Origin of the sequence: Pantoea sp. JGM49 (assembly GCF_018257655.1) — a bacterium.
Lineage (GTDB): Bacteria > Pseudomonadota > Gammaproteobacteria > Enterobacterales > Enterobacteriaceae > Pantoea > Pantoea communis.
Genome location: NZ_JAERJM010000003.1, coordinates 392,612 through 411,422, shown reverse-complemented (window position 1 = coordinate 411,422; position 18,811 = coordinate 392,612). Strand labels below are relative to the sequence as shown.

The window sequence follows — 18,811 nt, the reverse complement described above, 5'->3', positions numbered from 1 at the left end:
AATGACTGCTTTCGCCCCCGCCGTTGAAGCTGGCTACACTGTAGGGCAAGCCGTAGAAAGGAAAGATAAGGAGAGGAGTTTGACAAAGGGTACGCAACGCCGCGTGGTGTTTTTCGATCTGGATGGCACGCTGCATCAGCAGGACATGTTTGGCACCTTTATGCGTTATCTGCTGCGACGCCAGCCGATCAACCTGTTGCTGGTGGTGCCGCTGTTGCCGGTAATTGGCCTGGGAATGCTGTTTAAAGGACGCGCCGCACGCTGGCCGATGAGCTTGCTGCTGTGGGCCATTACCTTCGGCCACAGTGAGCAATGCCTGCGTCAGCGTGAAGCGGAGTTCGCGACATGGTTCCGTCAGCGTGTTACCGCCTTTCCGGTGGTGCAACAACGTCTGACCGATTATCTCAGCAGCGATGATGCGGATGTGTGGCTGATCACTGGTTCACCACAATCACTGGTGGAGCAGGTCTATTTCGATTCGGCCTTTCTGCCGCGCGTACAGCTGATTGCCAGTCAGATGCAACCCGGTTTAGGGGGGCGCGTGCTGGCCATGCGTTGCCTCGGGCATGAGAAGGTCGCTCAACTCGAAGAGAAGATTGGTACACCATTGCAACTCTACAGCGGTTACAGCGACAGTAAACAGGATAACCCGCTGCTGTTCTTCTGCCAGCATCGCTGGCGGGTGACACCTCGCGGTGAGCTGCAACAGCTGGAGTGAATCATGCGGCGATTCCGTCTATAATGCGCCGCCTTTAAATCCGCAGGAGCTGCCCGGTGAACCCACAAACAGATGAATATTGGATGCGCCATGCGCTGGAGCTGGCGCGTCGCGCGTGGGAACAGGGCGAAGTGCCGGTGGGCGCGGTATTAGTGCAGGGTGATAAAGTGATTGGCGAAGGCTGGAATCGACCGATTGGTCAGTGCGACCCGACCGCGCATGCCGAAATCATGGCGCTGCGGCAGGGCGGCAAAATCCTCGAAAACTATCGCCTGCTTGATACCACGTTGTATGTGACGCTGGAACCCTGCGTGATGTGCGCCGGTGCGATGGTGCACAGTCGCATTACGCGGCTTGTATATGGCGCAAAGGATGAGAAAACGGGCGCAGCGGGCTCGCTCATGGACGTGATTGGTCATCCAGGTATGAATCATCAGATTCAGATTGATTGCGGTGTGCTGGCAGAAGAGTGTGCCGGAATGTTGAGTGACTTCTTCCGCATGCGCCGTGAGCAAAAGAAAGCGCTGCGCCAGGCGCAGCGCGAAGGTTAGTTCATCGCAATCTTAGGTTCGACCGCCGGGTAACCGGCGCCCAATTCCGCTTCCAGCGCCGACTGCTGAGCGATGCGCTTCTCCTGCTCCTGCAGATATCCCACCAGACTGATCTGATACTTACGGATGTTCTCGACATAGTTGTAAGCTTCATGGCCGCGCGCGTAACCGTAGGAGGTTTGCGCGTAATAACGCTTCTGGCTTAGCATCGGCAGACGCTGTTTGACATCGGCCCAGCTATCAGGATTACCGCCTTGTTTGGCCGTCAGCTTGCGGGCATCCAGCATGTGCGCATAGCCCATGTTATACGCCGCCAATGCAAACCAGATGCGCTCATCATCAGGGATGGTGTCCGGCACCTTCTCCATCATACGTTGCAGGTATTCGCTGCCGCCACGGATGCTCTGCTCAGGATCAAGGCGATCGTTGACGTCGAGGCTGTCAGCGGTGTTACGCGTCAACATCATCATGCCGCGCACGCCGGTCGGTGAGGTCGCCTGCGGATTCCAGTGCGACTCCTGATAAGAGATGGCTGCCAGCAGACGCCAGTCCATGCTCGCCGCGTATTTCTCAAACAGCGGTTTGATATCCGGCAACGTGTTATCAATCGCGCGCAGGAAGGTGCGGGTATCCACGTAATCAAAAGTGCCAACGTGACCGAGATACTTCTCTTCGAGGCGCGCCATTGTGCCTTCTTCGCCCATCTGGCTGTAGAAGTCGAGCATTGCCGCATTCAGACTGTCATCATCACTGCGTGGCAGATACCAGGTGACCGGTTCTTCATCGGTGATGTCGAATGCTACGGCCAGCTGCGGATGGATGCGCTGCAATAAGCCGATGGTGACCGAATCGCCCACGGTGTAATCCAGCTTGCCGTCGGCGACGGCTTCCAGTAGCGCTTTCTGTCCCTGATCGGTAGAAATCGCCCAATCGAGATCGGGATAGCTGTCAGCTTTTGCGGAACGTAAAGTTGACAGATATGCCGAACCGGACTGCACAATCAGGCGGCCTTTCAAATCGCCGAGATTCTTCGGCCGTGGCTTATCAATGCGGTACACCAACTGCTGCGAAACAGAGTAGTAGCTCGGTCCACTTTGATAGTGGGCAAGGCGTTCACCGTTGTAGATCAACCCGGCGGCCAGCAAATCCGCCTTACCATCATCCAGATCGTCAAACAGATCGCCGAGGTTCGGACGCACCGTAACCTCAAGTTTGACGCCAAGATAATCGGCGAAGCGTTTCGCCAGCTCGTAATCCATACCGGCTGGTGCATTATTGATGGTGTAGTAAGTCAGCGGGGAGTTGACGGTACTGATGCGCAGCACTCCACGTGATTTAATCTGTGATAACGCGTCTTTTCCGCCCCCGTACCAGGGGATGGAAGGCCACAGTGCCAGCGCAAGCAGCACGGTGATCAGACCGATAAACAGATAGTTTATTTTCAGGCGTTTCAAATAGTTGTCTCGTAATGGCTCACAGGCCTCTGTCTTTTAAAGGCAGTATTTGTGTTGTTTTTACTCCCAGAGCGAGGGGCATTTTGCGCAACAAAGTGCAGCAGGGCAACTTATATAGCAAGAATTGTGCAAAATTCAGCCAAATGCTGAGTGCCAGATTTTATGCGCAAACGGTTTCGTAACCCGTGCTGTTTCTCTATAATACCGCCCGTTTTCCCCTGTTGCGCCCAATGAAGCGTCGCCCGGCGCTTCGAAGACGAGAGATCTTTGATGATGGAAATTCTGCGTGGTTCGCCCGCTCTGTCGGCATTTCGTGTAAACAAACTGCTGACCCGCTTTCAGGACGCTCACCTGCCAGTGAGTGATATTTACGCCGAGTACGTCCATTTTGCCGATGTCAGTGCACCGCTCAGTGCGGATGAACATGCCCGCCTGCAACGTCTGCTGAAATACGGTCCTTCTCTCGCCGAGCACGCGCCACAAGGGCGTCTGTTACTGGTGACGCCGCGTCCCGGCACCATTTCTCCGTGGTCATCAAAAGCCACCGATATCGCGCACAACTGCGATCTGCCCCAGGTTATCCGCCTCGAACGCGGTATGGCTTTCTATGTGCAGGCGCCGCAGCTGACGGAAGCGCAATGGCAACAGTTGGCTAGCCTGCTGCATGACCGCATGATGGAGACCGTGTTCGGTGACCTGAATGATGCGCAGCAGTTGTTCGCACACCATGAACCACAGCCGCTGAAAAGCGTTGATGTGCTGGGTGCCGGTCGCATTGCACTGGAACAGGCCAACACCACGCTGGGCCTGGCACTGGCCGATGACGAAATCGACTATTTGCTGAATGCCTTCACCAAACTGGGCCGCAATCCGAACGACATCGAGCTCTATATGTTTGCTCAGGCAAACTCAGAGCACTGCCGTCATAAAATCTTCAACGCCGACTGGATTATCGACGGTGAAAAACAGCCTAAGTCGCTGTTTAAAATGATCAAAAACACCTTTGAACACAATCCTGAGCACGTTCTGTCTGCTTATAAAGACAACGCCGCGGTGATGGAAGGTTCAAAAGTGGGCCGCTTCTACGCCGATGCGCAGAAGGGCGAATACACCTTCCATCAGGAAGAGGCGCATATCCTGATGAAGGTGGAAACCCATAACCACCCGACCGCGATTTCCCCGTGGCCAGGTGCTGCGACCGGTTCCGGTGGTGAAATCCGTGATGAAGGCGCAACGGGACGTGGCGCGAAGCCGAAAGCGGGCCTGGTCGGTTTCTCCGTTTCCAACCTGCGTATTCCGGGTTTTGAACAGCCGTGGGAAGAAGATTTTGGTAAGCCGGAGCGTATTGTTACCGCGCTGGATATCATGACTGAAGGCCCACTGGGCGGCGCAGCGTTCAACAACGAATTTGGCCGTCCTGCACTGAACGGATACTTCCGTACTTATGAAGAGCGCGTGAACAGCCATAATGGCTCAGAACTGCGTGGCTACCATAAGCCGATCATGCTGGCGGGCGGTATTGGTAACATCCGAGCTGACCACGTGCAGAAGGGTGAGATCGTCGTCGGCGCGAAACTGATCGTGCTCGGCGGGCCCGCGATGAACATTGGCCTCGGCGGCGGAGCAGCCTCTTCAATGGCCTCTGGGCAGTCTGATGCGGATCTGGATTTTGCATCTGTCCAGCGTGACAACCCGGAAATGGAGCGTCGCTGCCAGGAAGTGATCGACCGTTGCTGGCAGCTGGGCGAAGCCAACCCAATTCTGTTCATCCACGACGTCGGTGCTGGCGGTCTGTCGAACGCGATGCCAGAGCTGGTGAGTGATGGTGGCCGTGGCGGTAACTTCAACCTGCGCGACATCCTCAACGATGAGCCAGGCATGAGCCCGCTGGAAGTGTGGTGTAATGAATCCCAGGAACGTTATGTGCTGGCGGTGGCACCGGCTCAGCTGGCGCTGTTTGACGAGCTGTGTAAGCGTGAGCGTGCACCTTATGCGGTGATCGGTGAAGCCACCGAAGAGCTGCATCTGAACCTGGCGGATAGCCACTTCGATAACAACCCTATCGACATGCCGCTGGACGTGCTGTTGGGCAAAACGCCGAAGATGACGCGTGATGTTGCCACTCAGCAGGCCAAAGGCGATGCGCTGGTGCGTGACGGGATTACCGTGGCTGATGCCGTTAATCGCGTACTGCATCTGCCAACTGTGGCAGAGAAAACCTTCCTGATTACCATCGGTGACCGTTCGGTAACCGGTATGGTGGCGCGTGACCAGATGGTCGGTCCATGGCAGATCCCGGTAGCGAACTGTGCAGTGACCACCGCCAGCCTGGATAGCTATCACGGCGAAGCCTTCTCACTGGGCGAACGTGCTCCAGTCGCTTTGCTGGACTTCGCTGCCTCAGGCCGTTTAGCGGTCGGTGAAGCGCTGACCAACCTGGCAGCCACCTCGATTGGTTCCCTGCAGCGCGTGAAGCTCTCTGCAAACTGGATGGCCGCAGCAGGTCACCCAGGCGAAGATGCCGGTTTGTATGCCGCAGTGAAAGCGGTTGGTGAAGAACTCTGTCCGGCGCTGGGCATCACGATTCCAGTGGGCAAAGACTCGATGTCGATGAAAACCCGCTGGCAGCAGGGCACCGAAGAGCGTGAGATGACCTCGCCGCTGTCGCTGGTGATCACCGCCTTTGCGCGTGTAGAAGATGTGCGCCGCACCGTAACGCCTCAACTGCAAGCTGACCAGGATAACCTGCTGTTGCTGATTGATTTGGGCAACGGCGCAAACACCCTGGGTGCTACCGCGCTGTCACAGGTTTACCGTCAGTTAGGCGATAAGCCAGCCGACGTACGTGATGCATCGCAGCTGGCAGGCTTCTTCAACGCCATTCAGGCGCTGGTGGCCGAGCAGAAGCTGCTGGCTTACCATGACCGTTCTGATGGCGGCCTGCTGGTAACACTGGCAGAAATGGCTTTCACCGGTCACTGCGGTATCGAAGCCGATATCGCCGCGCTGGGTAACGATGCGCTGGCAGCACTGTTCACCGAAGAGTTGGGTGCAGTGATCCAGATTAATGCCGCAGATCGTGCAGCCGTTGAGAAAGTGTTTGCCGACCATGGTCTGAGCAGCAATGTGCATGTGATTGGTCAGGCGCTGCCGGGCGATCGCTTTGTCATCCGCTCTGGCGACAGCGCGGTGTACAGCGAAAGCCGTACCACGCTGCGTACCTGGTGGGCAGAGACCACCTGGCAGATGCAGCGTCTGCGTGACAACCCTGCCTGTGCCGATCAGGAGCACGAAGCGAAGAAAGACGACAACGATCCTGGCCTGAACGTTCATCTGACCTTCAAGCCAGAGGAAGATGTTGCTGCGCCGATGATCGCCACAGGCGCGCTTCCTCGTGTTGCCGTACTGCGTGAGCAGGGCGTGAACTCCCACGTTGAGATGGCCGCTGCCTTCCACCGTGCGGGTTTCACCGCAGTCGATGTGCACATGAGCGATCTGCTGGCGGGCCGCCGTGGTCTGGAAGAGTTCCAGGCGCTGGTCGCGTGCGGTGGCTTCTCTTACGGTGACGTATTGGGTGCCGGTGAAGGTTGGGCGAAGTCGATTCTGTTCAACGGCCGTGTGCGTGATGAGTTCGAAAACTTCTTCCACCGTCCACAGACGCTGGCGCTGGGCGTATGTAACGGCTGCCAGATGATGTCGAATCTGCGTGAGCTGATTCCGGGCAGCGAACTGTGGCCACGCTTTGTACGTAACCAGTCAGAGCGGTTTGAAGCCCGTTTCAGCCTGGTTGAAGTGGCTGCGAGCCCATCGTTGCTGCTGGACGGCATGGCCGGTTCTCATATGCCAATCGCCGTGTCGCACGGTGAAGGCTTCGTGGAAGTGCGTGACGGTGCGCATCTGGCTCAGCTGGAAAGCAAAGGTCTGGTGGCGCTGCGCTTCGTGGACAACTTCGGTAAAGTGACCGAAAATTACCCTGCCAACCCGAACGGCTCGCCGAACGGTATCACTGCAGTCACCAACGAAAGCGGTCGTGTCACCATTATGATGCCGCACCCAGAGCGTGTGTTCCGCACCGTGAGCAACTCCTGGCACCCAGCAGAGTGGGGCGAAGACAGCCCGTGGATGCGTATCTTCCGCAACGCACGCAAGCAGCTGGGCTAATTTAGCCGACTGCATCAGAGGCCGCCGCAAGGCGGCCTTTCTTTTAGCCAGCTGGTCCAGACTCACTCACTCACTCACTCACTCACTCACTCACTCACTCACTCACTCACTCACTCAATCCATTACGCCATGACCTACTTTGGCTGGCTCGCAAAATTGTCGGAAATTAGCGACAAACACGATATTGATGTGTCGCTAAATGGTGACATTTAAATTATTGATTTATATTGGATCAATTTTTCATCCTCTAACTCGTTGCTGATCAGCGACACTTTCGCCAGACCAGCCGGTCCGCTTTTTCATAAAAAAACTGCGTCACACCTCGCATTACTCTGATAATCAATGCTATTTCATTTCTGGCACGATAGTTGCTATACTCACTGCGTTGCTCATTCTCCTGTCTATGATTGCCCCGCACTGCGGTTGAGCTCATAAAATTCGAATGACGCACCAAACGGAGCCTGCCGTCCACCCAACCGATAATCGCTTGCTTTGCAACGTTATCAAGCATCGGACGCAACGTTGAGTTAGGCTCCACCTATTTTGCAAGCGATGCTGCGGCGTCGCTCTCACGGCAGCCCAAAAGGGCTGCCGTTTTCCTTTCGGTACTTTCTTCCCTATTGATACTTAGTTAGCATGCCAGCAGCTCACATTAAAGGATGCGCGGTAGTGAAGAGATGGCGTCTGTTTCCCCGATCCCTGCGGCAGTTAGTCTTGATGGCTTTTTTACTGGTCCTGTTGCCATTGCTGGTGCTGGCGTGGCAAGCCTGGGAAAGTTTGTCTGCGCTCAGTAATCAGGCCGCAGATACCAATCGCAATACCTTCACCGACGTACGCCGCAGCGAAGCGATGGCGCGCACGGCGCTCGAGCTGGAGCGCAGTTATCGTCAATATTGCGTGTTAGGGGATGCCACCTTGCAAAAGCTTTATCAGACGCAGTGGACGCGGTACGGTCAGATGCTCACCAGCCATGCGGATAGCCTGCCGGATCTTCCTTCCTTCAAAGCGTTGCAGGAAACCTTGCCGCAGCTCGCCAGCGTGCAGTGCGACAACGGTAACCCAGTGGCAAAAGCCGCAACGGCCCTCGAACATTTTTCTGATGCCAATGCGCAAATGGTGCAGGCGACGCGTGAAGTGGTATTTTCGCGTGGCTTGCAGCTTCAGCGCGAAATCGCCGATCGCGGCCAGTTTTTCGGCTGGCAGGCGCTGATTCTGTTTCTGATCAGTCTGGCACTGGTGCTGCTGTTTACCGGCATGATCATCGGCCCGGTTAAACGCGTTGAACGGATGATTAACCGACTGGGGCAAGGCAAAGCGCTGGGTGACAGCGTGAGTTTTCGCGGTCCGCGTGAAATCCGCTCACTCGGTCAGCGCATCGTGTGGCTGAGCGAGCGCCTAAGTTGGCTGGAAGAGCAGCGACATGAGTTTCTGCGTCATCTCTCGCACGAACTGAAAACCCCGCTTGCCAGCTTGCGTGAAGGCACGGAATTATTGGCCGATCAGGTGGCTGGGCCGCTCAATGCGGAACAGCAAGAAGTGGTCGCGATTCTTGATACCAGCAGCCGCCATTTGCAGCGTCTCATCGAACAACTTTTGGATTACAACCGCAAACTGGCGGATGGCCCCATGGCGCTGGAGCCGGTAGCAATCAATGACATCGTTGATGCGGTCGTTAAAATCCATTCATTGCCCGCCGGTGCACGTCAGATCACCACCCATGTTGATCTTCAGGTGGCGCACTGTCTGGCAGAGGCATCATTGCTGCAAAGGGTCATCGATAACCTCTATTCGAACGCCGTGAACTACGGCAGCGAATCCGGTAACATCTGGCTGCAGAGCCAACAGAAAGGCAACCAGGTGTGGATTGAGGTGGCGAACACCGGCACACCGATTCCGGCTGAAGAGCAGGCGATGATTTTTGAGCCCTTTTTTCAGGGCAGCCAGCAGCGCAAAGGGCCAGTTAAAGGCAGCGGGCTGGGGTTAAGCATCGCGAAAGATTGCCTGCGCAGGATGCAGGGCGATTTGCAATTGGTAACGCGCAAGGATGCGGATGTCTGTTTTCGAATCATTTTGACGACCAGCGCCGGGAATGCCTGATTAATGAAACACACCCTGATTAAACTTTTTAGCTGCGCGTTGGTGGCATTTGGCTTGAGTGCCTGCCAGACACCGTCCACGGGCAGCGCGTTACACGATGGCACCAATCTTCCTGAGCCAGAAGTGCGGCTGCCTGATTATCTGGCGACCGATTGTCAAAACGTGTGGAAGATTGAAACGCCAACAGCCATGAGCAACCCCCTCTACTGGCAGCGTGCTATCGACTGTGGTGAGCGTTTATCCCCAGCGGAAGCGCGTGCTGAGGCACGGCGCTGGCCAGTACAAGGCTGGTCGCGTGCTTTTAAACAAGGCATTCTGCTGGCAAATGGCAATGTGACGCCCTTTGAGCGCCGTCAGTTCGTCGATACGCTAGACGGCTACAGCGCTTCCTATCCAGCCTCCGTGCGTCCGTTATTAATGTTGTGGCGTAGTAATCAGGCGGCGCAGCTGGCGTTAAGCGGTGAACGCAGCCGCTATGCTGCACTCCAGCAAAGCCACGATACTGAGCTGGATAGCCTGCGCCAGCAGCAAACCAAACTGCGTCAATCACTGGAGGAGACTCAGCGTAAGCTTGAGCGCTTAACTGACATCGAACGCCAGCTGTCGTCCCGTAAACCGGCGGACAGCAGCGATACATCGCACGGTGCCAGTGATGCACAAAGTGAGGATCAGTGACCATGAAACAGTCTGCACGTTTACTGCTGGTGGATGACGATCCCGGCCTGCTTAAACTGCTTGGCATGCGCTTAAGCAGTGAAGGCTATCAGGTGACCACCGCCGCAAGTGGTCCGGATGCGCTGCGCCAGTTGCAGAAAGAGAAAGTTGATCTGGTGATCAGCGATCTGCGTATGGATGAAATGGACGGACTGGCGTTATTTGGCGAAATCCAGAAACGCCATGCGGGTTTGCCGGTGATCATTCTTACGGCGCACGGCTCGATCCCCGAAGCGGTTTCTGCCACGCAGCAGGGCGTATTCAGTTTCCTGACGAAACCGGTGGATCGTGACGCGCTGTATAAAGCCATTGATGAAGCGTTAGCACAGCGCGCGCCCATCAGTGATGATACCTGGCGTGAAGCGGTAGTGACGCGCAATCCACTGATGCTGCGTTTGCTGGATCAAGCGCACATGGTGGCGCAATCCGACGTCAGCGTGTTAATCAATGGCCAGAGCGGTACCGGAAAAGAAGTGCTGGCTCAGGCGATTCACGCCGCCAGCCCGCGTGCAAACAAGCCGTTTATTGCCATTAACTGTGGTGCGCTACCGGAGCAACTGCTGGAGTCTGAGCTGTTTGGTCACGCCAAAGGGGCTTTCACCGGTGCCGTGAGTGCGCGTGAAGGGCTGTTTCAGGCGGCGGAGGGTGGCACGCTGTTTCTTGATGAAATTGGTGATATGCCACAGGCGTTGCAGGTCAAACTCTTGCGCGTCTTGCAGGAGCGAAAAGTGCGTCCGCTGGGCAGTAATCGGGATGTCGATATCAACGTGCGCATCATCTCGGCCACCCATCGCGATCTGCCCAAAGCGATGGAGAAAAAGAGTTTCCGCGAGGATCTCTACTATCGCCTCAATGTGGTGAATCTGAAGATTCCCGCACTACATGAACGTGCAGAGGATATTCCGCTGTTGGCGAACCATCTCTTGCGCCAATCGGCCGAACGTCATAAACCCTTCGTGCGCAGCTTCTCTGTGGATGCGATGAAACGTTTAGTGGGGGCCAGTTGGCCTGGCAACGTGCGGCAGCTGGTCAACGTGATTGAGCAGTGTGTCGCGCTGAGCACGTCACCCGTGATCGGGGATGCGCTGGTTGAGCAGGCGTTAGCGGGTGAAAATACGGCGCTGCCGACTTTTGTTGAGGCACGTAATCAATTTGAGCTCAACTATCTGCGCAAATTGCTGCAAATGACCAAAGGAAATGTCACTAACGCTGCGCGTCTGGCTGGACGTAACCGTACAGAATTCTATAAGCTGCTGTCACGCCATGAGCTGGACGCCAGTGAATTTAAAGATTAGCTTGCTGCGGCATATTGATTCATCCATTGACTACCCCAAATAATTTGAGTTGCAGTCAGACGGCAAACGAAAGCATCCCGATGAGCTTACTTCTTCAAGCGATTTGGGGAAAAGAGAGCCGCCAACCCCTCTGCAACTTGAAGCAGGACGGGTATATACTACTTGTTATCCGTCCATCATGGAGGGAGTGAAAAAAGGATCTGTCATGAAAAAGATCGATGCAATTATTAAACCATTCAAACTCGATGATGTGCGCGAAGCGTTGGCTGAAGTGGGCATCACCGGGATGACGGTCAGTGAAGTGAAGGGCTTTGGTCGCCAGAAAGGCCACACTGAGCTGTATCGTGGCGCGGAGTACATGGTCGATTTTCTGCCAAAAGTGAAAATCGAAATGGTGGTCGGTGATGACATCGTCGACACCTGCGTTGAAGCCATTATGAATACCGCGCAGACCGGCAAAATTGGCGACGGCAAAATCTTTGTGTTCGACGTGGCGCGCGTGGTGCGAATCCGTACCGGTGAAGAGGACGAAGAGGCGATCTAAGCCACTTCGTTAGCCTGTTAAAAAGCCTGCATGATGCAGGCTTTTTTATTTACAGCACTTTGTGCGGGCCAAAAACTTCATAATGGATACGATCGGCACTGATACCGGCATCGACCAGCTGCCGCGCGACAAACTGCATAAATGGCAGAGGGCCGCAGAGCCAGAACTGGCGGTCGGCCTGATTCAATTGGCTGGAGATGCCTGCGAGGTCCATGAATCCCTGCGCATCAAAACGGCCACTGTCCACGCTTTCCGGCTCGCGATACCAGATATGGCTGGTGAAATGTGGCAGGCGAACACCTGTGGCTTGCACTTCATCCGCGAAAGCATGCTGTGCACCACATTCGGCCGCATGTAGCCAGTTAACCGCGCCCGCATACTGCTGCTCAGCCAGGCTGGCTAACATTGCCAGCATCGGAGTTTGACCCACACCGGCAGAAATCAGCGTGATCGGCGCGGTTCCCTTTGTTTGCAAATAGAAATCACCCGCCGGTGCAGCACATTGCACAATATCACCGACCTTCGCATGGATGTGCAGCCAACCGGAAACGCTGCCGTGTTCCTCGCGCTTCACTGCGATACGATAGGATTTACCGTTAGGTAGATGGGTGAGTGAATACTGGCGATGCTGGATATTTTCGCTTCCTTCAGGTCGCAGACTAACAGCCAGATATTGTCCGGGCAGGAAATCGGCGACGGGCTGACCATCGTTAGGTACCAGCTCAAAACTTTTAATTACTGAGCTTTCAGTGTTGATGGTGCGAATACGGAAGTCACGCGCGCCACGCCAGCCGCCGACTTTCTCTTCTGAGGCGCAATAAATCGCCTCTTCACGCTGGATAAACACATCCGCCAGCACCCCGTAAGCTTTGCCCCACGCCTGTAAGACGTCATCGCCGGGATTGAGTAACTCTTCGATGGTGGCCAGCAACGTTTCACCGACTACCGCATATTGCGCGGGCTGAATATTCAGGCTGGTGTGCTTCTGTGCAATTTTCTCTACCGCCGGCAGCAGCACCGCCAGGTTCTCCAGGTTGCTGCCGTACGCGACAATGGCATTAAACAGCGCCTCACGCTGATTGCCACTGCGCTGATTAATCATGTTGAAGACGTTTTTCAGTTCCGGATGTGCCGTTAACAAACGTTGGTAGAAGTGGCCAGTGAGTTGCGGGCCAAGCTGAGCAATAGCGGGCAGGGAAGACTTTACGGTAGCGATAGTTTGCGCATCAAGCATGGTGAATGCCTCACAGTGAATTTAAACATGTATTTTAAATACATCTTATGATCGTTCATCTAGCCTGTAAATCCCCTGTTTTGATTGCGGGTTAGGTGCTGAAGCTGGAAGCTGGCCCACAAACCTGAAAAATATTCCTCTCCAGCGTGAGCAAATATCGTGATTTACAGGATTGCAAAAAGGCGTAAAAAACCCGTTCCAGCGCCGTGCCAATCGTTTGCGTAAAAAGAGGGGATTGGCGCTACCGTCACCTGTCAAAACCGTTTACACTGTTGGCCTTCGCCCCTTGCCGGGGCCTAAACTGCCGTTAAAAAAGTTAGCTAGTCAGGAGATGCCGGATGTTAAAGCGTGATATGAACATTGCCGATTATGATGCCGAGTTGTGGCAGGCTATGGAGCAAGAGAAGGTGCGTCAGGAAGAGCACATCGAACTGATTGCTTCTGAAAACTACACCAGCCCACGCGTTATGCAGGCGCAAGGTTCACAGCTCACCAACAAATATGCCGAAGGATATCCGGGCAAACGCTACTACGGCGGATGTGAATACGTTGATATCGTTGAGCAGCTGGCAATCGATCGCGCGAAAGCGCTGTTTGGCGCAGACTTTGCCAACGTACAGCCGCACTCTGGCTCACAGGCCAACTTCGCGGTTTATACTGCGCTGTTGCAGCCGGGCGACACCATCCTCGGTATGAACCTGGCGCACGGTGGTCACCTGACGCACGGTTCACCAGTGAACCTGTCAGGCAAGCTGTATAACGTCATCCCTTACGGCATCGACGAAACCGGCAAAATCAACTACGACGAACTGGCTGAACTGGCTAAAACGCATAAGCCAAAAATGATCGTCGGTGGCTTCTCTGCATACTCTGGCGTGTGCGACTGGGCAAAAATGCGCGAAATCGCTGATAGCGTGGGCGCTTACCTGTTCGTTGACATGGCGCACGTTGCCGGTCTGATCGCCGCTGATGTCTACCCGAACCCGGTTCCGCATGCACACATCGTGACTTCAACCACCCACAAAACCCTCGCGGGTCCACGTGGTGGCCTGATTCTGGCGAAAAACGGCGACGAAGATCTGTACAAAAAACTGAACTCTGCGGTGTTTCCGGGTGGTCAGGGGGGTCCATTGATGCACGTGATCGCGGGTAAAGCGGTGGCGTTCAAAGAAGCAATGGAGCCAGAGTTCAAATCTTACCAGCAGCAAGTGGCTAAAAACGCCAAAGCAATGGTTGAAGTTCTTTTGGAGCGTGGCTACAACATCGTTTCAGGCGGTACTTATAACCACCTGTTCCTGATCGATCTGGTGAGCAAAAACCTGACCGGTAAAGAAGCGGATGCCGCGCTGGGCCGTGCTAACATCACTGTGAACAAAAACAGTGTACCTAACGATCCGAAGAGCCCATTCGTGACCTCCGGTGTGCGTATCGGTACGCCTGCAGTGACACGCCGTGGCTTCAAAGAAGCAGACGTGCGTGAGCTGGCTGGCTGGATCGCTGACGTGCTGGACAACATCAACGACGAAGCGACCATCGAGCGCACCAAGCAGAAGGTACTCGATATCTGTGCGCGTCTGCCTGTGTATGCCTGATTTGGCACCATGCTGATGTGATTAAAGAGGATGGCGCTTGCCATCCTTTTTTTATGCACGCGACCCATGCTGTATAGAGTCAACACACACCGCACACACCGCACACACCGCACATGAAGCGTTCACGCAGACCTTGTTATTACGGCGTCTGAGGTACGATTTCCGATACGAAGCCTGTCGCAGAAAAAGCGATTCCCCGACCTTTCATTTCACTTTTGTTCAAGCCTCTGACAAAGTAGCGGCCCAATGGGCTGCGGGCGCAGCTGACATGCCTGTGGGAGGCAAAATGACCATCGGATCGGCCAGATGGCTGGGACTCAGCTACTTCACCTACTTCTTCTGTTACGGCATCTACTTACCTTTCTGGAGCGTCTGGCTCAAAGGCATAGGCCTGGATGCTGAAAAAATCGGCTTACTGCTCGGTTGCGGCATGGTGGCGCGATTTGTCGGTAGCCTGCTGATCGCCTCGCAGGTTAAAAACCCTTCTCAGCTGATTCTGGCGTTGCGGCTGCTGGCATTGATGACGTGCCTTTTTGCGTTAGGTTTCTGGTTTGGCGGCCAATGGTTATGGCTGTTACTGGTCATGGTGGGCTTCAACCTGTTTTTCTCGCCGTTGGTGCCGCTCAGCGATGCGCTGGCAGCGACCTGGACGCAGCAAATTGGTCTGGCTTATGGCCCGGTGCGGCTATGGGGTTCGCTGGCGTTTGTGATTAGCTCTGCGCTGACGGGGATGCTGGTGAGTGCCTGGTCATCACAGGCGATTCTGGCACTGCTGAGTGTGGGCTTGCTGGCCATGCTTAGCGGCATGATGTTAGTACCCAAAACCCGGCCACAAGGTGATGTGCGGCAGGGGGCAAGCGGCGGTTGGACGGCGTGGCGCGATATGCTACGGGAGAACGCGGTCTGGCGCTTTATGTTATGCGTGACGCTAATGCAGGGGGCACATGCAGCTTATTACAGCTTCAGTGCTATCTGGTGGCAGGAAGCAGGTTATTCCGCATCGGTGATTGGCTATCTATGGTCGTTGGGCGTGGTGGCGGAAATCGTCATCTTCGCGCTGAGCAATCGTCTGTTCCGTCGCTGGAGTGCCCGCGACTTGCTGCTGCTTTCTTGCTGCTGTGCGTTAGTGCGCTGGGTGATGCTGGGATCCAGCACCGCGCTGCCGCTGCTCATTGCTGCTCAGATTTTGCATTGTGGCAGCTTCACCGTATGCCATTTGGCAGCGATGCGCTTTATTGCCGCGCGCAAAGGGGCCGAGGTGATTCGATTGCAGTCGCTTTACTCTGCACTGGCGATGGGCGGCGGGATTGCCGTGATGACGATGATCAGCGGTGTGCTGTTTACCCATTTACAGGGACATCTGTTCTGGGTGATGGCACTGGTGGCGCTTCCTGCATTGTTCCTTCGTCCGCGCGCCGCTTAAGCTTCCAGCAGTTGACGAATGCGTTGCTGCTGATGGTAGCTCAGCGGCAGCTCGGCGTGGATCAGCGGCGGTGAAAACAACGGTAACGATGTGGCGTAGGGTGTTATCACCAGCGCCACGTCACGCGGTGCACCTTCTCGTTGAAAGTGCAGCATATCCTGATAAGTGATGTTGATTGGCAGCAGCGTTATCTCGCGGATTTGCTGCTCCAGTAATTGTTCCATTGCCGCATCCGCGCCGGTCAACAGGAGTACCTGCTTCTCCTGCAGTGCGCTATCCTGCATCAGCCAGGCACCGAACAACACTGCCACCAGACTCACTTCCTCCGCGCTAAATTCCGTGCCGAAATCACTGCTAAAGTGATACAGCGCGCGTTCGGTGGTGCGCAGTAAACGTGGATAAAGACGTGCCACGTCCAATGCCACACTGTTATCAATCCCAATGGCAAAGTGACTGCGATCCAGCGCTTGCGCCAGATGCGTGAATAATTGCAATTTCAGCTCGTGCTGATTTTTGACGCGTGTCTGCGCCAGCTGTTCAAAACGGGCGATTAACGCTTCTACGGCCAGCATGAGCTGCTGTGCCTGGTGGTCTTCAAGCTGATTCCCATCCGGCGCATGAATCAAACTGAACAGCAGCGTCCAGAAGTCGGTTTCGCTAACGTCCGGCGCTAAATGGCAGCGTTTCTGCCAGTGGTGAATCACATCATCTGCGGCAGCACGCTCGGTTTTTGCTGCCAGCCATGCCCGCTGTTTTTCATTAAACAGTGCATTTTGCCGTTGGCAAAGCGCGTACTTCATAAAGATTTGCAGGAACAGGCGATCGCGCGGCGTGAAATCGCGGCTTAGTCGCAGACTGCAATGTTGAATTAACGCCTGCAGATTGGTTTCATCCCACAGCGCCTTTTCGATATTGAGGACTTTCAGGCGCTGACGCAGCACGGGAGCAAAATGTTCGCAGACGAAATCCTGCGACAGGCGCAGCGCGCGTCGCAGCCAATGGAGCAGGCAGAGCCGCCTGTCCAGTTCCGTCCCGTGTATGCGGAAGCTGCCATCCACCATCTGGTGTAACTCCAGTTGATGGAAGCGCTGTATCTCATCACCGACATCCGCGATATCCTGTCGGGCAACGGCAGGATCAACACCATTTAACTGGCAGAGCTTTTCAAGCGTTAGCGCGGGAGCAGGCAGAAACAGTAGCAATAGCAGATGACAACGACGCTGGGCACGGCTGAAGAGTGGTGCAGATGAAGGTGCAGAACTCATCAATAGTATTATCCGCGGGTCATTTTTGAGTTAAGAATAGCTAACTCCACGCGGTAACCCTGCACTTTGTCGTGACTTTTGCTCAGAGCTTTTAGGCGGGTCACAGTTTTTCTGGACCAGTATAATCTTCACTTGAGAATTGTTACTTTATAACACATGAAAATTGCATTCATTCCTTTTACGCTGTTGTTCAGCGCTGCAGCCTGGTCTCATCCGCACAGCTTTATCGATATGAAAAACGAGTTTGTCAGCGAAAACGATCACCTGACAGGCATGAAAATGGTGTGGACCATGGATGAAATTACTTCAGCCGATCTGCTTTACGATGCCGGCAAAGCGAAACCCGGTGACGTGGTATGGAAAAAGCTGGCGGCGCAGGTGATGGCGAACGTGTTGGGGCAACATTACTTCTCAGAGGTATGGCAGGACAAAACGCGGGTGAAGTTCCTGAATTTGCCCAAAGAGTACAATTTGTCGCGCAACGGCAACAAAGCAGTGCTGGAGTTTATTGTGCCGTTTGGCGAACCCCAGTCGCTGAGTGCGAAACAGTATCGTATTCAGACCTTCGATCCGAGCTACTTTGTTGATATGTATTACGATAACCCACAGGCATTAACCATGGACGACGGCGTAAAAGCACACTGCCAGATAGACTTACACACCCCCAAACCGGATGACTCGCTCAAGCAATATGCGCTGTCGCTGGATAAAGCCGATGCGCCGCCGGAAGACATGGATCTTGGTCAGCAATTCGCGCAAACGGTAACCCTGACATGTCATTGATTTCTCTGCCTTCTCGTTCACGCAGACTGTGGCCGCTTTGGTTGCTGGCCATGGTGATGCTTGCTGCCGGATATACCCTGTGGCAGCACTGGTCGCAAATTTTGCTGCAAAGCGTGTTGTGGCAGAAAGTCCTCAATCGCGAAATGACCCAACTCCTGCAACAAGTCGCTGACCAGCCTCAGCAGGCGGGCGTGACTTTAATGCTTTTTAGCCTGGCTTATGGTGTGCTGCACGCGCTGGGCCCAGGGCACGGCAAAGTGGTGATCAGCACCTTCCTGGCGACGCATCCCGCGAAGCTGAAAACCAGCATGAAACTGACGCTACTGGCCGCACTGTTACAAGGCGGTGTGGCGATTGGTTTGGTCACAGTGATGCTGGTGGTATTGCAAACCTCATCGCGGCAAATGCATCTCGGCAGTTACTGGCTGGAGAAGGGCAGTTATCTGCTGGTGATGGCGTTGGGCGTGTGGGTCGGCTGGCGTGCGCTGCGTACATTACTTCCGCTATTACGTCCCGCGTCGGCGAAGATTCAGATTCACGCCATTCGCCCACATCACCAGCATGATGAACACTGCGGATGCGGTCATGCGCATCTGCCGAGTGCTGAACAGATGGATCGCGCGGTGAGCGGGAAAACCCAGGCGCTGGTAGTGTTCTCCATGGGCATGCGTCCCTGTTCTGGCGCCATCATGATGCTGCTGTTTTCTAAGGTGATTGGTGTTTATGCGTGGGGTGTGGCCTCGGCGGTGGCCATGGCCATCGGTACGGCGGTCACGGTCTCCGCAATGGGCTTATTAGTTCAACGATCGCGGCGATTAGCTGAAAAGCTAGGGGCAAACAGTGCAATGTCGCACGGGGCGAAAATCATTATGCAGGCATTAGGATTAGCAGGTGGGATTCTGCTGGTACTGGCAGGGTGGTTACTGTGGCAAAGCGCACAGCCGATGATGAGTAGCGGGTTACGACCGTTTTAACGGCGT

General features: G+C 55.0%; 14 protein-coding genes. 11 read left to right on the top strand and 3 right to left on the bottom strand.

All coding sequences use genetic code 11. The features are described from left to right. Window positions 1-79 precede the first annotated feature (79 nt). Complete coding sequence (gene yfhb, locus JK231_RS07935; RefSeq protein ID WP_211728322.1) at window positions 80-718, top strand: phosphatidylglycerophosphatase C; 639 nt, start codon at window positions 80-82, stop codon at window positions 716-718. A gap of 56 nt (window positions 719-774) precedes the next feature. Further along, window positions 775-1,269 (top strand): tRNA adenosine(34) deaminase TadA, encoded by a 495-nt coding sequence (gene tadA, locus JK231_RS07930; RefSeq protein WP_097118618.1) that lies wholly within the window; start codon window positions 775-777, stop codon window positions 1,267-1,269. Here tadA and mltF read toward each other — a convergent pair. Further along, window positions 1,266-2,723: a membrane-bound lytic murein transglycosylase MltF gene (mltF, locus tag JK231_RS07925; protein ID WP_058959158.1), complete on the bottom strand. Its 1,458-nt coding sequence runs from the start codon at window positions 2,721-2,723 to the stop codon at window positions 1,266-1,268. The two genes, tadA and mltF, sit on opposite strands and share 4 nt — an antisense overlap. A 270-nt stretch (window positions 2,724-2,993) precedes the next feature. Here mltF and purL point away from each other — a divergent pair, with 270 nt between their 5' ends. The 5 genes from purL to glnB all read left to right on the top strand — a co-directional run bounded on the left by purL (window position 2,994) and on the right by glnB (window position 11,534). Next, window positions 2,994-6,884: a phosphoribosylformylglycinamidine synthase gene (gene purL / locus JK231_RS07920; protein WP_211728321.1), complete on the top strand. Its 3,891-nt coding sequence runs from the start codon at window positions 2,994-2,996 to the stop codon at window positions 6,882-6,884. Between the two features lie 669 nt (window positions 6,885-7,553). Next, window positions 7,554-8,981, top strand: a complete 1,428-nt coding sequence (locus JK231_RS07915) for a HAMP domain-containing sensor histidine kinase (protein ID WP_097118615.1) — start codon at window positions 7,554-7,556, stop codon at window positions 8,979-8,981. Between the two features lie 3 nt (window positions 8,982-8,984). Then, the gene (qseG, locus tag JK231_RS07910; protein ID WP_097118614.1) at window positions 8,985-9,656 is read left to right on the top strand and encodes a two-component system QseEF-associated lipoprotein QseG; all 672 of its coding nucleotides are present in this window, start codon (window positions 8,985-8,987) and stop codon (window positions 9,654-9,656) included. Then, window positions 9,653-10,990 (top strand): two-component system response regulator GlrR, encoded by a 1,338-nt coding sequence (glrR, locus tag JK231_RS07905; protein WP_211728320.1) that lies wholly within the window; start codon window positions 9,653-9,655, stop codon window positions 10,988-10,990. Before qseG ends, glrR begins: the two co-directional genes overlap by 4 nt. Window positions 10,991-11,195: 205 nt before the next feature. Beyond that, complete coding sequence (gene glnB / locus JK231_RS07900; RefSeq protein ID WP_034825643.1) at window positions 11,196-11,534, top strand: nitrogen regulatory protein P-II; 339 nt, start codon at window positions 11,196-11,198, stop codon at window positions 11,532-11,534. A 49-nt stretch (window positions 11,535-11,583) separates the two neighbouring features. Here glnB and hmpA read toward each other — a convergent pair whose 3' ends face one another. Further along, on the bottom strand, window positions 11,584-12,768 hold the full coding sequence (gene hmpA, locus JK231_RS07895; RefSeq protein WP_211728319.1) for an NO-inducible flavohemoprotein: 1,185 nt from the start codon (window positions 12,766-12,768) through the stop codon (window positions 11,584-11,586). Window positions 12,769-13,106: 338 nt separating this feature from the next. On the opposite strand from hmpA, the gene glyA reads away from it, so the two are divergent. After that, complete coding sequence (gene glyA, locus JK231_RS07890; protein WP_045814929.1) at window positions 13,107-14,360, top strand: serine hydroxymethyltransferase; 1,254 nt, start codon at window positions 13,107-13,109, stop codon at window positions 14,358-14,360. Between the two features lie 286 nt (window positions 14,361-14,646). After that, window positions 14,647-15,783, top strand: a complete 1,137-nt coding sequence (locus JK231_RS07885; RefSeq protein ID WP_058959200.1) for a 3-phenylpropionate MFS transporter — start codon at window positions 14,647-14,649, stop codon at window positions 15,781-15,783. Here the strand turns inward: JK231_RS07885 and csiE are convergent. After that, a complete protein-coding gene (csiE, locus tag JK231_RS07880; protein WP_045814928.1) occupies window positions 15,780-17,048 on the bottom strand; it encodes a stationary phase inducible protein CsiE in 1,269 nt (422 codons plus the stop codon). The genes JK231_RS07885 and csiE overlap by 4 nt on opposite strands. Window positions 17,049-17,204: 156 nt before the next feature. Between csiE and JK231_RS07875 the strand changes: the two genes are divergently transcribed. Together JK231_RS07875 and JK231_RS07870 are read left to right on the top strand one after the other, a co-directional pair. After that, on the top strand, window positions 17,205-17,831 hold the full coding sequence (locus JK231_RS07875; protein ID WP_211728318.1) for a DUF1007 family protein: 627 nt from the start codon (window positions 17,205-17,207) through the stop codon (window positions 17,829-17,831). Further along, entirely contained in the window at window positions 17,822-18,805 is a 984-nt protein-coding gene (locus JK231_RS07870; RefSeq protein WP_211728317.1) for a nickel/cobalt transporter, read from the top strand. Before JK231_RS07875 ends, JK231_RS07870 begins: the two co-directional genes overlap by 10 nt. The last annotated feature ends 6 nt before the right edge of the window (window positions 18,806-18,811 follow it).